This is a genomic window from Psychrobacter immobilis (genome assembly GCF_904846225.1).
GTDB classification, from domain to species: domain Bacteria; phylum Pseudomonadota; class Gammaproteobacteria; order Pseudomonadales; family Moraxellaceae; genus Psychrobacter; species Psychrobacter immobilis_F.
This window is the reverse complement of record NZ_CAJGZJ010000001.1, coordinates 123,052-138,611: the sequence shown is the minus strand read 5'-3', so window position 1 is coordinate 138,611 and position 15,560 is coordinate 123,052. Positions and strand designations below refer to the sequence as shown.

The following is a 15,560-nucleotide window of genomic DNA, read 5'->3' as shown; positions in this document are numbered from 1 at the left end:
CGTATTATGTCAGACAATACAAAAACCGCTTCATCATCGAATATAAAGCCGAACACAGGTTCTCTTAACATACCAGCGACTGGTGCTATAGATACCGCCACGCTTTTGATCAAATGTAAAGATCAGGCAGGTATCGTACAAGCGGTCTCTGAGTTTATTCATCGCTATGGCGCGAATATCATTACGCTTGACCAATACTCAACTGCCCATGAAGGCGGTCAATACTTTATGCGTTTAGAGTTTGCCTTAGCAGGATTGAGCGAGATTATTGATAATTTTGAAGTCAGTTTTGGTCACACAGTTGCCAAACGTCATAATATGGATTGGCGGCTACATAACAATGCGATTAAGACCAAAGTGGGAATTTTGGTGTCCAAGTTCGATCATGCATTGCTAGATTTGTTATGGCGACATCAACGCGGCTTGCTTGATTGCGAGATTACTTGCGTTGTGAGCAACCATCCTGACTTGCGCCAAGCCGTAAAAAACTTCGGCATTACGTTTCATCATTTGGCCGTTACCAAAGACAATAAGGAACAGGCAGAAGAGCAGATTCATAAATTGATGGAAGGCAATGACTTGCTCGTACTGGCACGTTACATGCAGATACTATCGTCTGACTTTGTGAAGCGCTGGCCGATGCAAGTGATTAATATTCATCATTCGTTTTTGCCCGCGTTTGTTGGTGCAGACCCTTATCGTCAAGCTTATGAAAAAGGGGTCAAACTCATTGGGGCGACCGCGCATTATGTCACGGCTGAGCTCGATCAAGGGCCTATTATTGAGCAAGATGTCCACCGTGTCACTCATCGCCAAGGTGTGACAGAATTGCGAGCGATTGGTCGTGATATCGAGCGCAATGTACTGGCCCGTGCCGTAAACTGGCATGTGCAAAATCGTGTGATTGTGGCGGGTAATAAGACCGTGGTTTTTAACTAAAAATCAATGAATTTAATGCCTAAGCACGCCATTTCAATTATATTTTTTATTTTGAACAGTTGGGCACTCATTTCATTAAACTTATTTCACAAAATAGTTAAGTGGTAGTCAGAATAGGTATTAGATACGATTGGCTACCGCGCTTTTATACTACGAAACAGGTAACAGCATCTCTACAACAAACTTACTACCAACAAAACCAATGGCCAATAAAATAAAAGCGTAAATAGTAATATTGGCAGCACGCTTGCCACGCCAGCCTGCGCGCCAATTACCTAATAGAAGCGTACCGAATAACAACCAAGACAGCACGCTAAAGACCGTTTTATGTACGATATGCTGAGCCATCAAGTCTTCTACATAAATAAAACCAATGCCTAGCGCGATACTCAGTAAAACAAAACCTACCAACAGCATATCAAATAATAAGCTCTCCATACTTTGCAATGAAGGTAGCTTATTAACCCAAAATCGGTGAATGCTCTGATGCTTTAGTTCGCGAATCTGTAGGCGTAAAAATAGCGCTTGAACAGCTGCCATCAGCAGCACACAATAGGCGGCAAGTGACAATAATATATGTGCCTCAAGACCGGTGCTGATATCCGCGAGCGGCTGATAAGGCGCGTGGCCGATATAGCCTATCGTCATTCCTATCAAGGCCGTCGGTGCGGCTAAAATACCGAGGCTCAGAATAGGACGGTATAAGCAAAACAGCACATAAAAGAATAAAGAAAATACGCTGGTCAGGCTTACCACGTTAAAGACATTGAAATTTAGCCCGTATGAGGTAATCACGTACGGGTAAAGTAGCGTCGCATGAGCCAGCATGCCGATCAATAACAAGCCCAAACTCAGGGGTTTATGGATTATTTTATCCTGAGTCAGCGCCCAACCGATGTGGCAGCTGACAATGATATAAGCCATACTAGCAAGTAAAAATGCAAAGTGCACAGGTAAAAAACCTCATTTCATCATGAGCGCAGAACAGCTGCTCAATGCAACGATAAAGTGATATTATCGGAATGATTAGAATAATCGTCCAATTTATCATAAAATGGTGACCAATTGAGCACCATCTTGCTTATTCCTTATAAATGCTTGGCTAAGTCACTCTGAACCAAAACCCAATAAGTGTCAATTGTGGCTTTAATTACCAAGGCTTTTGCAAAACGATTATAAGTTCTTGACCATCTTAATGATATAGTATTGATAATGTGCTGTTTTTATAATGCTTTTATAAAAACGCGACCTAATATTTTACGAAGTACCTTAATATTGTTTATAAGCCATTCAAATGGTTTAATTGAAAATTATTTTAAATGAGAGTTATTTATGTTTGATACCTTAACAGAACGTTTATCGTCGAGCCTGCGTAATATCGTGGGGACTGGACAGCTGACTGAAGACAATATCAAAGACACCTTACGCGAAGTACGTATGGCATTGCTAGAAGCTGACGTGGCATTGCCTGTCACTCGGGACTTTGTTAAGCGTGTAAAAGAGCAAGCGCTGGGTGCTGAAGTGCTGAAAGAGTTGGCGCCAGGGCAAGCATTTGTCAAAATCGTCCATGACGAGCTGACCGAAATGATGGGCAGTGCCAATCAACAGCTAGAGATGACGGGTAAACCGCCGGTCGTCTATCTATTAGCGGGTTTGCAAGGGGCGGGTAAAACCACCACTGCTGGTAAATTGGCCAAATTTTTACAAGAGCGTCATAAGAAAAAAGTGATGTTGGTGTCCGCTGACGTTTATCGCCCAGCGGCGATTGCCCAGCTTGAGCAAGTCGCTGGTCAAGTGAATGCTAAATTCGTCAACTCCAGCACTGACGAAAATCCGATTGATATTGCGTTGCGTGCTATCGAAGAAGCCAAGATCCAATATCAAGATATCTTGATTATCGATACCGCAGGTCGTCTGCACATCGATGACGCCATGATGGATGAGATTAAAGCATTAACGGCAGCGGTCAACCCTTCTGAGACGCTGTTTGTCGTTGATGCCATGACCGGTCAAGATGCAGCCAATACTGCCAAAGCCTTTAACGATGCATTGCCATTGACGGGTGTGATCTTAACCAAAACCGACGGTGATGCCCGCGGCGGTGCGGCGCTTTCTGTACGTGCCATTACTGGTAAGCCTATTAAGTTTTTAGGTCGCGGTGAAAAATTAGACGCGCTAGAGTTGTTCCACCCTGAACGTATCGCTCAGCGTATTCTTGGTATGGGTGACGTACTGAGTTTGGTCGAAGAGGTTGAGCAAAAAATCGACCGTGATAAAGCCGAAAAAATGGCGAAAAAGATGCAAAAGGGCGGTGATTTCGACCTTGAGGATCTATTGACGCAGTTCCAGCAAATGAAGAGCATGGGAGGCATGGCAGGATTTTTGGATAAAATGCCAGGTATGGGCGGTTCTGACATGCAAAAAGCAGTCGAAGATGCCAAACCAGAAGAAAAAGTGCGTGAGATGGAGGCACTGATTAATTCTATGACACCGTTTGAGCGCAAAAACCCTGATAAGATCAACCCAAGCCGTAAACGCCGAATCGCTGCTGGTTCTGGTCGTGAGATTCAAGACGTCAATCGTTTGCTGAAGCAGCACAAGCAAATGGCAAAAATGATGAAGATGATCTCAAAGCCTGAAGGCATCAGTAAAATGATGAAATCTATGCAAGGATTAATGGGTGGCGGCAGCGCAGGTGGTGGCGGTGGTGGCCCTTTATTTGGTGGCGGTCAGCAAGGCGGTGCGAAAGACGTGAACCCAGAGCAAATGGCCAAACAAATGGGTCTTAATTCTAACAACATGCCAAGTACCGAAGAGATGCAAAAACAGATGCAAGACATGCAAAATCAAGCACCAAAGAAGTTTAAAACGCGCTTTTAACCTTTTGATAAGTAGTGGCTAATTTTTAATGAATGGTGACTAGTTTTATTAACAATACTTTTTTAATGAAAACCTCAAAGCTGATATCGTTTTGAGGTTTTTTTATGGCTATTTGACTTAGTCAAATTCTGATGGAGAAAGTGTGAAAAACGTAGAAATTCATAAAATTCGTTTGTCCTAAATGTTATGATAGGCGCTGTTTTATTCAGCCGCTACTTTTTTATAATACCCACAGTGTAAATCGAGGTTTTGATGTTTTTAGCCATGGATACCGTGTTTGATCAGTGCTCGATTGCCATTTTGGATTCGAATGGTCACGTACTATCTAGTCATACTGAAACTGGTAAGCGCCAGCAGACTCAGCAAATATTGCCGATGATTGATGCTGCACTAAAGAGTAGCCAGCTACGACTTGCAGATATTCAAGCGCTCGTATTTAACCGAGGTCCTGGTGCATTTAGTGGTATTCGGATCAATACAGCGGTGGTACAAGCCTTGTCTGTTGCGCACGATATTCCTTGTGTGGGTGTTTCAAGCTTGCAAGCGATTGCTCAAGCGGCGTATCAGAAATATGGTTTGTCCGAAGTGTATAGCGCGCTCGACGCCCGTATGCAGCAAGTGTATTTTGGTCATTATTGTCTCATTGACGGTATCATGCAGCCAAAGCCTGTGCATACAAAATTGACAGATTCAGCAGATACAGAGCAGTTGCTAGATTATGACAGTCAGACGTTGCTGAACCTAGCTATCGTTGGTAATGGTGCTAACTTACTCAAGCATCATAATGAACAACTCAGTTATGACGATATCAATCCTGATGCGGTGGTGATCGGTCAGCTAGGTATCGCTCAGTTTATAATCGCTGGCGGTACCGATGCGTCGCAAGCCCTGCCCATATATCTACGCAATCAGGCATGGAAAACGCTCAAAGAGCAAGGTAAGGCTTAGAGTTTTAAGAAATTATTAGCTATCACTATAATCATATAAATAAAGCTAAAAGTCTATTTTTAGGAACGAAATTGTGGATATCATTTTATTAATTCAAGCTGTCATCATGGGTATCGTTGAAGGTATCACGGAGTTTTTACCCATCTCCAGCACAGGGTACCTGATTTTATCAGCAGATTTGATGGGCTTTTGGACCAAAGAAAAAGTTGATTTGTTTGTCGTGGTGGTACAGCTTGGCGCTATATTAGCCGTTATCTACGATTACTGGGGCAGGTTGTGGCAAGCGTTAATGGGCCTGTTAACGGGTAAAGCCGATGGTATGAAAAACCCAAGGCAGCTGGGACTGAGCTTAATTGTCGCCACTATTCCGGTCATGATTGTCGGTTTTACCTTTGCCGATGAGATCAAAGCGTATCTATTCAATCCTATCGTCGTTGCCATTATGCTGATCGTTGGCGGTCTGTTGATATTTTATGTCGAAAACCGTCCGAAGGCCGTCGTTGCAGAAGAAGCAGAAGATGTAAGCCTAAAAACAGCGTTAATTATTGGCCTGTTTCAGTGTCTTGCTTTGATACCAGGCACCTCGCGTTCAGGTGCGACTATTATTGGTGCGCTGTGGCTTGGCGTATCGCGCAAGGCGTCAGCTGAGTTTTCTTTCTTTTTAGGTATTCCTGTCATCGTGGGTGCGGCGTTATTAGATTTGCTAAAGCATCATGATGTATTGACCAGTAGTGAAGACTGGCTGGTATTAGGGATAGGAACGGTTGTCTCATTTATAGTTGCTTTGCTCTGTATTCGCTTATTGGTTGCTTGGGTCAGTCGTCGTGACTTTAAGATTTTTGCATGGCTACGTATTATTACTGGCGTGCTAGTGTTGATCGCCGCTTGGGGTTTTGGTTATCAAATGGCAGGCTAAGGTTTTGCGATATTTTATCCGTGTGTCAGTAGTCACAAGGAATAGCAGCAACAAGGAATGACCGTCATGAACCGTTTGCAGCACAACGCTAGCGCACTTTTACACTGCCAACTTTTCTATGTTCATGATTCTCAGCAAAGGCAAGTTGAAAACTTGCAAGCATTGATACATCAACATAAACTGCCGATTATTTTAAATGCTGAATTATTCACAGATAAAATGACTCAAAAACGTCGCCAGCAACTGAGTCAAATAGCGATTCAACCTACCTTATTGCTCGATGAAAAAGACAAACTGTCATGGCTGAGCGATGGGTTAAGTGTTGCACCTGAATGGGATAAACTACAACGGCGCGTGGTGAGTGCGGGGCGCAAGTCTGAATTGTTATTGCAAGCTGCAAAAATCACGTCAGATAGCAGGGTAATCGATGCAACGGCTGGTTTTGGGCACGACAGCCTCATCCTAGCCAGTACAGGTGCAAAGGTCATTATGATTGAGCAGCAGCCATTGATGGCATTGCTATTGTTAGTAGAGCAACAGCGTATGAATGCGTTGGCAAATTGGCAGAAGCTTATGTCGCGTTTGCAGATTATTAATACCGATGCACTCAGCTATTTTGCAAGTATGAACAGCGCCGCCTTTACTGATAATAATAACCAAGCCGTCGATGTGATCTATCTAGACCCTATGTTTCCAGAGGACAGCCACCAAGACAGTAAAACAGGAAAAGGCGCTAAAGTGGGTAAGCATATGCAAGCATTGCATCAGTTGGCTGAGCCGCCAACAGCAGATGAGGAGCGGCAATTGCTTCAAAGCGCGTTGGCAGTCGTTGGTAAAAATGGACAAGCATCTGGTCGAGTCATAGTCAAGCGTCCACAATTTGCTCCGTTACTTGCCAATCAATTACCCAGTGAACGCTGGGATAACGAGGCGGTACGTTTTGACGGTTACTTTGTTTGATAATATCAGCTAATATAGCTTATAAGGTTAGGAGCAAGGAATGTCAGCGCTAATTATTTGGGTCATGGGCGCGGCGTTATTGTTAATCAATATCATGCTGCGTACTCGAATCCTTCGTCTTGAAGCACGTCTAAAAGAGTTGAGTAACCCAAAGAGCAGGTGGCATTTTTGCGTGCACAAGCCGCACAAAAAGAGAAAGCTGCCGCCATCAAAGCATTACGAAAACAGTATCCTGAAATCTCACTGATTGACGCAAATCGATTATGGAAGCAAATATAGAGACTCTTAATCAATGACCAATAATCACGCAACCTTAAATTTTAAAGCCAAATTACACGCCTATATGCAGCTGACACGCTTTGATAAGCCAGTCGGTATTGAGCTGTTACTTTGGCCGACGCTTTGGGGCGTGCTGCTGGCGGCAATGGGTCAGGCGCAGCAACAAGGAGCGACGGCGGGTCTACCAAGTATTAAAATATTTGTGATATTTGCGCTAGGGGCGATTTTAATGCGAGCGGCAGGTTGTGCGATTAATGATTTTGCTGATCGTAAAGTAGATGCTCATGTGACTCGTACCAAAGGTCGACCGTTAGCTGATGGTCGTTTGTCCGGTAGAGAAGCGATCGCTGCCTTTTTGCTATTAGTCGTGTTGAGCGTAAGTCTATTATTCTTTTTGCCTGTCGACGAGTTTTATTGGTCGCTTGGTGCCGTCACACTGGCGTTTATTTATCCTTTTATGAAGCGTTATACGCATTTGCCACAAGTGTTTTTGGCAGCGGCATTTGGTTGGGCGATACCAATGGCTTATGTGGCGATACAAGGCGCACCTGATATCTGGTGCTGGCTGTTATTTATCGCCTATATGTGCTGGACGGTGGCTTATGATACCCAGTATGCGATGGCTGACCGAGAGGATGATTTAAAAATCGGTGTCAAATCAACGGCCATATTGTTTAACAGCTATGACGTGATTATTATTTCTATCTTACAGACCTTATTTTTGCTAATCATGGGTGTGGTGTTGTGGCATTATTTTGCGCCAACCAGCTTGAGCATCACTCCCATATTTGGTTTGGCTTTAGTAGCAATGATGTTTGCTAAGCAAAATAGCGCTTGTACTAGCCGAAATGCGTTGGCATGCTTTCAGGCGTTTTTGGCCAATATATGGGTAGGGCGTTATGTCTTTGCTATCATAGCAGTGGCTTGTATATGGACGACAGTTAATGGATAGATTTTCAAAATTAAAAAAATCCTCTAATACTAAAGCATCTGTAGTGGATTATCAGGCAAAGCTAGCCGCTCATGGGCTAACTCGTGAGCAAGTCATTGCGACTGAGCGCAAGCTGGCAAAGTTCGCAAATACCATGGATTCATTGGTACGTATTCCTTTCACGAGGCAAGGAATGGGCGCAGATGCGGCGCTTTCGACCATTCCGCTGGCAGGGGATTTGGCAGGATTGGCATTAACCAGCTACGCGTTCATACTGGGGCGTCAGTTAGGTGTGCCTATGCATAAAATGACGCCAGCTGTCAGGTTGGCGCTTGTCGATATGGTCGTCGGTATCATACCCGGCATCGGTACGCTGCTCGATATTTTTATTCGTCCCAGTCGCAAAACCTTGGACATTGTCCATAGACATCTACACGATGAGTATGGCATTACTGACACCATAAATATGGATCGTCCGTTTTTACATCAGTCATTAGAAGACAAGCAAAAGCATAGCCGCTTTTGGCGTAATCCAGTCATGGCTTGGTTGTATTTACATATTCCCGATATTCTTGGGTTGATCGTTATTTTGATTATTGGTTGGGGATTGTGGGCATTTATTGGTTGGCTAACCAGTCTATTTGGGCAAGCAACAGGGTTTGGTTAATCGTCAATCAAGGTTTGATTAATCGTAAATGAAGTATGGTTGACTCTGTATAAAAGCATTGTAAAGGCGGCAATAACACTTGTGTTTGTCGCCTTTTTTATGGCTAACGATTGAGCTTGGTAAAAGTTAAAACCAAGTGTGGTTATAGTCAGTGAAAGGTAAGATCGGTTTTATATTGAACAGACTATATTAAAATTATTCTGTAATGACTTCGGCATCAGCACTGACAGCATCAAAGCTCGTGACTTTGCTATTTTGAATAAGGTCAATAGTGCCACCACCCTCATGACTGACCAGCTGAATATTGCCATTACTTGAGCGATAAGTGGGATTATTACCTTGACCTTCCGGTGCCGTTAGCGTCATTTTTGGTTTATTGGGCAAGGTCACAATGGCATTAAGCAGTCCCGCTGCTGATGTCTCAAAGACCACGGACAAAGACTCTCCTGCGGCGCTTTTATAACTTACATCGGTGATTTGCGCACCTTTGATGGCTTGCTCAGGGTTAGGCGTGGCGTTAGCATTGTTTGATGCGTTCTTAGTACTTTCAAGATCATTTTCTAATTGAGTGGAGTTAATATCGCTTTCAGTGCCTTCTGCTGACATGGCTGGATTATTATCTGCGCTCTCATCGTTATCAGCAACGTCAGGTACATTGATATTGGTTGTGACTGGCGTCGTTTGCGTATTTGTTTCAGTCTGCGTCTCATCAGCCGTTTCCGCTTCTGGTGTCTTTTGGCAGGCAGTGAGAAGTAGCATACTCAAAAAAGCGGCAGGAAGTATTTGGTAGTATGGCTTAAGTTTCAAAGCGTTTGATACATGAGTTTTCATGGTAAAGTTTTCGTCCGTTAAAAATATGTTATTTAGGCGCCGTCGGTCGTGAGCGGGATTCTACTATCGTTAAGCTACTGTCTGCCATGCCACTTTCTTTATAGACATCATCCAAATATCGACGGCTGGCGAGTAGTTTGTCTACCACGCCACTCTGGCTTTGAGTATTCAGCTTCTGCGCAAAATCTAAAATCGAGTTTAATTGATCTAGCACGATGTCATGGCTGGTATTTTGTGTATCCGTATCAATAATGACTGTTTTTGCATAATGTTGATCAAGACTAAGATAGTCAGTCATTAGTTCTGGCACACGTATCGCGATGAGTTTATTGAGGGTAAATAGTTGTGACTCAGTGATTTGATCATGATGAGTAGACTCATATTGTTGGCCAATATCATCCATAGTCACTCGAAACGTCTGAGGGACTTTCTCATCATAGATTAATTTAATAAATGGGTGCTGAGCGGAAAATTTAATCACGTTAAGATCATTAACTGGTTGATCATTTGTCTTTTCTTTTGAAGCCATTTCTGTTTGAGATTGGGCGCTAATAAGACTTGCAGATGTTAGATACTCTTGATGCCGCTGTGTAGAGGCAATCTGCGTTTGCTTGGATTTTTCTTTGATGACGAAAAATATAGGCACGATAAGAATGAGACTAAGCAAAATGAGTAAGGTAACAAAAGACATGTCGGGGCTCTGTCGTCAAAAATGTTATTTATTTTAAAAATAATTTTAGATTACAATATAACACGCTTGTGTTATGTTAAGAAAAAATAGAGGTCGATAAAAGTTGTATATCGCTACCAAATATTTGCTTATCTTCTCATTAAGGACAATGATGAATAATGACACGATTACGAAGAGTCAGCTAGCGGCTTACAAACCGACTACTGCTTATGTTGGGACTTCTTGGGCAGTAATGTTGGTCGGTGTACTTGCGTATTTATTTGGATTATGGAATGCACAAGGTATGTTATTAAATGAAAAAGGCTATTACATAGCGGTGCTGGCACTTGGTCTTTATTCAGCGATTAGTTTGCAAAAGACGCTTCGTGATCGTACTGAGGGTATTCCAACGACCAATATGTATTACTTGATCAGTTGGGGCGCTTTAGGATTGTCCATTGCTCTGATTGCGATTGGCCTTCTGAATGCAGTAAGTTTAAGTCTAAGTGAAAAAGGCTTTTATATGATGGCGTTTACCATGAGTTTGTTTGCAGCGGTGACCATCCAAAAGAACACTCGTGATGAAGCACAAATCCGAACCTTAACAGCACCGACGATTACGGCTGATAATGAGAGTAGTGCTAAAATTTCTCATCAAGCGTCGCCTGAATCTGATACTGGAAAAACACTATTTGGTGCGATTAAATCTAAAAAGGAAGATAGTGAATAAAGCCTTTGCCTATGATTTTTTTAGGTAAAAGGCGTCAATTTTTTAGGTGAGAGGCGTTTGCAAGCGTTTACGATTTGGTAATAAACGCGCCAGCATGGCAGCTGATAAAGGGGCAAATGATCCAAGCATCATATCTGTCAACGTCTCAGCGCATAGAGGTGCCAAGGCATAACCTTTAGCGCCCATCGCACTCATTGCCCAAATACGTTTGCTGTCTATTAACTGTCCCACGATGGGATGATAATCAGGCGTTTGAGTACGAACGCCAGCGCGTCCTTGCCAGCCACTCACATCAGTTGGGATGATCGTTTCCATTTCGGGAATGGCTGTGACCAGCTTTTCGCGGCTAATCTGATGCTCTTCACTGCGAGTATTGACATCGGTATCATTGCGTATAAAGCTTGCGCCCAATAAAAACTGAGGTCGGCCTTCTATCACATCGTTTGATGAGCTATCACCCGTTTGTGCAGTAAATAACGCACAGTAGCCACTATACTTAAGCGGTATTTTGGGTAAGCTTTTGAGTTGCTCAGTCGTAGGCGTGAACCAAGAAAGCTGACCACGAATTTTACGGCAATCAAAAATACGCTTGTCTAGTTGATGACTCTCAAATGCGGCGCAAATCACTACATGGTCGGTAATAATAGATATCGCATTCTCATCTAGATCATTCCCCTCAATACAGACATGGCGCTCTGTCTCGCTGATGCTATCAACCTCCAACTGCTGAAAGCAAATGAGCGGATGTAGTAGTATGGTCTGCTTTAATGCTTGTGGATTGACCAAACCAGACTGTGGCAAATATAAGTTCTCTGAGATATCTTGCTCTTTTAAGCCAGTGATGTTTTGTGCGTGTTTATTAGACAGCGTGGTTGCCATATCATCAGGGTAATCAGCGATTTGCTCTGTACCGATATTGGCTTTTATAAGCAGATCGAGAGCACCAGTGGATTCAAGCACTGGCGCTATTTTTTCTTTTTTGGCAGGTATATTGAGCTGTCGATATAGTCTACTGCTATAGAGATAACCAATCGTGTGTAGGTGTTCATCAACATGATGAATCGGTGTCATCTTGGGTGCGAGTAGGGCGCGTGGGTTGCCTGATGCGCCTGCCAGAGGCGCGAACTTGTCTAACAAAGTGACCTGAATACCGCGATTGGCCAGCGTCCAAGCGGTTAGCAGTCCTGAGACGCCAGCACCAATGACGACGGTGTGATCAAACGTGCTATAAGCAGTTTCACAAGTGATATCGCGACTTTTATTACCATCGTCAATATCAATATCAATATCGATATTAAAGTTATCTGAGTCAGTCATGATAGCTGTTAGCATTTGATTCTTGCGACCAAAGCCTTTCACTTTCTTAATTTGAAAGCCAGACGATCTCAGCGAACGTTTTACAATACCTGCGCTGCTGTAGGTGGCGGCGGTCGTAGTGGTGCGTGATAAGCGCTTCACTTGTGTAAAGATAGCTTCAGCCCATAATGTCTGATTGCAAGAAGGGGCAAACCCATCTAAGAACCAAGCGTCAACATAAGGCGTGAATTCAGCTGACTTATCTGACACCAATTTGGCTAAACTCTCTGCTGCGTCGCCAAACCACATATCGATAGTTAGATTGTCATCAAAGAAGCTCAAACGATGACAGCCCGCAATCAGGGGCGGGTAAGCTACTAAAAGTGGCGTAATCAATTCTGTAAGCTCAGGCGCGCGCGTGCCCCACAATGCGAGTATCTTGGTTAAGTCTGCAAGCGGGATAGGAAACTTTTCAGTAGTGATGAAATGCAAGCGTGCAGTCGCCAATTGCGGATGTGTGCCGCGCAGTTGACGCCAAAGTTGCCACGTGGCTAAGAGATTTAGCCCCGTACCAAAACCCAGTTCAGCAATGGTAAAGCACTGCTTCGGTGTAAGCTGTGCTAGGCGCTCTGGCAGTTGGTTGTGTGCTAAAAAAACATGACGCGATTCTGCTAGACCATTTGCATGCGAGAAGTAAACATCGCCAAACTCACCTGATACAGGCACCATATTGCCGGTATCATCCATTTGCCAGTCAATATTAGCAGGCGTAATAGTGGTTAATGGTGGATTTGTTTGGCTAGTGGGCATAGAGCGTTTCTTAGGAGTATTGATGACTTGAACAAGAAAAATTGGCTCTCATAAAGGTTGTCAATACTACCAACGGTCACGGCGTACAAACACCAGCCAAGAGATAAAAATACCGACCAATAGGCTGATTAAGACCGTAAAGGCACCATACAAAAACAACTGACCTTTACTCTCATAGACCAAAACGTTCGTTTGGGTCTGTAAGTCGTTCACTTGGCGCTGAAGCTGCGCGTTACGACTTAATAACGCTTGATTGGCATCAGATAGTGCTTTGCTAGAGGGCTGTAATTGTGCGGCTAATAAAGTATTGTTCGCGTTTGGGGTGGCAGGCGTGGGCGTCGCTGTCGCTTCTGGTTCTGCTGCCGCCGTCAATGAAGGCGTGCCACTACCAATCGTATTGGGGGTTGTTGGAGCAGCATGCAACGATGCCGCCGTCAATAACATAATGCCCGCTAGGCCCGTTTTATAGGCATGACTATTTAGTGAAAATAACCACTGACTCACAATGTGGTTACCTTTTCTGACGGCTTATTTTCAGATTTACTTTCAAGTAGGTCATTAGGTGCTGGTAATGTTTGCACAAATGGCCTGATATCCACATGACTGTACACACCGTCACGTAAATAAGGTTCAGCGTTTACCCATTCTTGTGCCGCATCGAGAGAATCAAAATCAGCAATAATAACACTGCCTGACATCTCGCTTTTACCGTGTTCAATGGGTGTCGGACCTGCAATGATTAATCGCTGTTCGCGACTTAATGCGTGCAAACGTTCCACATGTTCAGTGCGTGTTATCTGCCGCTGTGCGCTGCTATCAGCAACGTCGTGACCGATAATGACAAATAAGGACATGATGCTTCCTCAATAAATAGTAAATAAAGCGCTATTGCCTCTAACCGTACTTATAATCAACGTTATTGATTAATGATTGTCACTATTAGAATTTAGACATCGCTTGTTATTATAAGATAATAAAGATTACTTGACGGTTTTATCTGTCAACGCCGGATTGATATACTTTTTTAATACTAAAAATTGGACGACAATGAACACCAGCATAATCGGAATCCAGCCGTAGGTTTTAAAGTTAATCCACGCCTCATCTGACATCATAAACGCTGTGATATAATGTAAGACAGCCATCAAGGCAAAGAATAGCGCCCAAACAACGGTTAGCTTTTTCCAGCCGCTTAAGGTAAGCGTAAATACTTCTTTCATCGCAAGCTGCATCAGTGGCTTATTAATAGCGGCACTGACCAAAAGTGTCAACGCAAATATACCATTGATAATAGGTGACTTCCAGCGCAGATAGATATCATCGCGCAAGATTAATGTACCACCGCAAAACAAAATGGTTAATAGCAAGACAACCCATTGCTGCTTATCAAATTTGCCTTTTTGACGCACAAAATGAATAGTATAGACAGCAATCGTGGCAATCAGTAAAGCACCTGCTGCCGCCAAAATACCTTGGGTACGGGCGACAATAAAAAAAGCAATTAAGGGTATAAAATCTAATAGGGCTTTCATAGCGTGTGGCATGTCCAACAAAAACGTATGGGGTAGTTTACACGTCTACTGCGCCAAAAAAAAGCAATCAACAAGATAATCGTCTTATATGACATGCCTTGGACGTTTTCAACGCGTTTTACTGATAAAATATTGATATCGATTAACACATTCAAATGGATAACACCTCCAAAACCTTAAGGCCAACTTTATGAAAATTGATCTACATTGTCATAGTACTTGCTCTGATGGTACCTATGCACCAACGGAAGTGGTACAGCGTGCCCATGCGGCTGGCGTTAATGTATTGGCATTGACAGATCATGATACGCTGGCAGGGATTGATGAGGCGAGAGTGGTTGCCGAATCCTGCAATATGCAGTTGATTAACGGGGTCGAAATCAGCTGTGAGCATACGCTAAGTGGCGGTTATGGCAAAAATAAATCCACCAATAAAATCATACATGTGCTTGGGCTGGATTTTACCGATCGTGAAAAAATGCATCAAACACTCCAACAGTTGCAAGACAGTCGCGCGTCTCGTGGGCAGCGAATTGCCGAAAAGCTCAGTGAGCTGTTAGACATTAACTATGATGAGTTATGGCAAGCAGTTCTAGATAAAGCAGGCGGTAACCCACAAGCGGTCGGGCGTGCCCATATTGGGCAAGTATTATTTGAGCGCGGGGAAGTAAAGACAGTCCAAAAGGCGTTTGATAAGTATTTGGCTGACAATAAGCCTGCTTATGTGGCTATCGAGGCGCTGACGATGCAACATGGTATCGATCTGATACATGCTTGCGGTGGCAAGGCGGTATTGGCGCACCCAACGCGTTATCAGCTCTCAGCGACGAGAGTGCGTAAGCTCATAGAAGAGTTTGCTCAGCTTGGCGGTGATGCCTGCGAGCTGCCTGCGGATAGTGAACCACTTAGTACTCGTAAAATGGTCGATCGTAGTATTGCCGAGCATCAGCTGGTGACATCGATAGGTAGTGATTTTCATGGCAGCAATATGCCGTGGCGGCGCATTGGTGATGTACCGACATTAACTCCTGAGCAGCAAGGGGTTTGGCAGTCTTTTGCGACGTTATCTTAAATCAAAATCTACCGCAAAATTATGACTGTTAAATGAGTAAATTTAGGTCCACTATGATCTATTACTCTATCTTTAGCTCAATCAATTTCACTATCTGCG

17 protein-coding genes are annotated in these 15,560 nt (G+C 43.6%); 10 read left to right on the top strand and 7 right to left on the bottom strand.

Features of this window, described 5'->3' with window-relative positions; genetic code table 11:
- The first annotated feature begins 6 nt into the window (after positions 1 to 6).
- On the top strand, positions 7 to 939 hold the full coding sequence (purU, locus tag JMX48_RS00625) for a formyltetrahydrofolate deformylase (protein WP_227687830.1): 933 nt from the start codon (positions 7 to 9) through the stop codon (positions 937 to 939).
- 150 nt (positions 940 to 1,089) lie between these two features.
- Here the strand turns inward: purU and JMX48_RS00620 are convergent, their stop codons facing one another.
- Positions 1,090 to 1,863 (bottom strand): cytochrome c biogenesis protein CcsA, encoded by a 774-nt coding sequence (locus JMX48_RS00620; RefSeq protein WP_201533565.1) that lies wholly within the window; start codon positions 1,861 to 1,863, stop codon positions 1,090 to 1,092.
- Positions 1,864 to 2,271: 408 nt separating this feature from the next.
- Between JMX48_RS00620 and ffh the strand changes: the two genes are divergently transcribed.
- From ffh to JMX48_RS00585, 7 genes are all read left to right on the top strand, one after another.
- Positions 2,272 to 3,819 carry a signal recognition particle protein gene (ffh, locus tag JMX48_RS00615; protein ID WP_201533185.1) on the top strand — a complete coding sequence of 516 codons (1,548 nt, stop codon included), beginning with the start codon at positions 2,272 to 2,274 and terminating at the stop codon, positions 3,817 to 3,819.
- Positions 3,820 to 4,071: 252 nt separating this feature from the next.
- Positions 4,072 to 4,767, top strand: a complete 696-nt coding sequence (gene tsaB, locus JMX48_RS00610) for a tRNA (adenosine(37)-N6)-threonylcarbamoyltransferase complex dimerization subunit type 1 TsaB (protein ID WP_201533183.1) — start codon at positions 4,072 to 4,074, stop codon at positions 4,765 to 4,767.
- 73 nt (positions 4,768 to 4,840) lie between these two features.
- A complete protein-coding gene (locus JMX48_RS00605; protein ID WP_201533181.1) occupies positions 4,841 to 5,683 on the top strand; it encodes an undecaprenyl-diphosphate phosphatase in 843 nt (280 codons plus the stop codon).
- Between the two features lie 66 nt (positions 5,684 to 5,749).
- Positions 5,750 to 6,643 carry a class I SAM-dependent methyltransferase gene (locus tag JMX48_RS00600; protein WP_201533179.1) on the top strand — a complete coding sequence of 298 codons (894 nt, stop codon included), beginning with the start codon at positions 5,750 to 5,752 and terminating at the stop codon, positions 6,641 to 6,643.
- A 40-nt stretch (positions 6,644 to 6,683) separates the two neighbouring features.
- Positions 6,684 to 6,890 (top strand): hypothetical protein, encoded by a 207-nt coding sequence (locus JMX48_RS00595; protein ID WP_227687825.1) that lies wholly within the window; start codon positions 6,684 to 6,686, stop codon positions 6,888 to 6,890.
- Between the two features lie 45 nt (positions 6,891 to 6,935).
- Positions 6,936 to 7,874, top strand: coding sequence for a 4-hydroxybenzoate octaprenyltransferase (gene ubiA, locus JMX48_RS00590; protein WP_201533177.1), 939 nt, complete (start codon positions 6,936 to 6,938; stop codon positions 7,872 to 7,874).
- Positions 7,867 to 8,520, top strand: coding sequence for a DUF4112 domain-containing protein (locus tag JMX48_RS00585; protein WP_201533175.1), 654 nt, complete (start codon positions 7,867 to 7,869; stop codon positions 8,518 to 8,520). The genes ubiA and JMX48_RS00585 overlap by 8 nt, the downstream gene beginning before the upstream one ends.
- Before the next feature lie 195 nt (positions 8,521 to 8,715).
- Here JMX48_RS00585 and JMX48_RS00580 read toward each other — a convergent pair whose 3' ends face one another.
- Entirely contained in the window at positions 8,716 to 9,351 is a 636-nt protein-coding gene (locus tag JMX48_RS00580; RefSeq protein WP_201533173.1) for a hypothetical protein, read from the bottom strand.
- A gap of 28 nt (positions 9,352 to 9,379) precedes the next feature.
- The gene (locus JMX48_RS00575; RefSeq protein ID WP_201533171.1) at positions 9,380 to 10,042 is read right to left on the bottom strand and encodes a hypothetical protein; all 663 of its coding nucleotides are present in this window, start codon (positions 10,040 to 10,042) and stop codon (positions 9,380 to 9,382) included.
- Positions 10,043 to 10,193: 151 nt separating this feature from the next.
- Here JMX48_RS00575 and yiaA point away from each other — a divergent pair, with 151 nt between their 5' ends.
- Positions 10,194 to 10,751, top strand: a complete 558-nt coding sequence (yiaA, locus tag JMX48_RS00570; protein WP_201533169.1) for an inner membrane protein YiaA — start codon at positions 10,194 to 10,196, stop codon at positions 10,749 to 10,751.
- Between the two features lie 42 nt (positions 10,752 to 10,793).
- Here yiaA and mnmD read toward each other — a convergent pair whose 3' ends face one another.
- The 4 genes from mnmD to ispZ form a co-directional block, all read right to left on the bottom strand.
- Entirely contained in the window at positions 10,794 to 12,857 is a 2,064-nt protein-coding gene (gene mnmD / locus JMX48_RS00565; RefSeq protein ID WP_201533167.1) for a tRNA (5-methylaminomethyl-2-thiouridine)(34)-methyltransferase MnmD, read from the bottom strand.
- Positions 12,858 to 12,923: 66 nt separating this feature from the next.
- Positions 12,924 to 13,361 carry a hypothetical protein gene (locus JMX48_RS00560; protein ID WP_227687824.1) on the bottom strand — a complete coding sequence of 146 codons (438 nt, stop codon included), beginning with the start codon at positions 13,359 to 13,361 and terminating at the stop codon, positions 12,924 to 12,926.
- Entirely contained in the window at positions 13,358 to 13,711 is a 354-nt protein-coding gene (locus JMX48_RS00555; protein WP_201533165.1) for a YciI family protein, read from the bottom strand. Before JMX48_RS00555 ends, JMX48_RS00560 begins: the two co-directional genes overlap by 4 nt.
- Before the next feature lie 126 nt (positions 13,712 to 13,837).
- Entirely contained in the window at positions 13,838 to 14,389 is a 552-nt protein-coding gene (ispZ, locus tag JMX48_RS00550; protein WP_201533163.1) for a septation protein IspZ, read from the bottom strand.
- Positions 14,390 to 14,579: 190 nt separating this feature from the next.
- On the opposite strand from ispZ, the gene JMX48_RS00545 reads away from it, so the two are divergent.
- Positions 14,580 to 15,461, top strand: coding sequence for a PHP domain-containing protein (locus JMX48_RS00545; protein WP_201533161.1), 882 nt, complete (start codon positions 14,580 to 14,582; stop codon positions 15,459 to 15,461).
- Positions 15,462 to 15,560 lie beyond the last annotated feature (99 nt).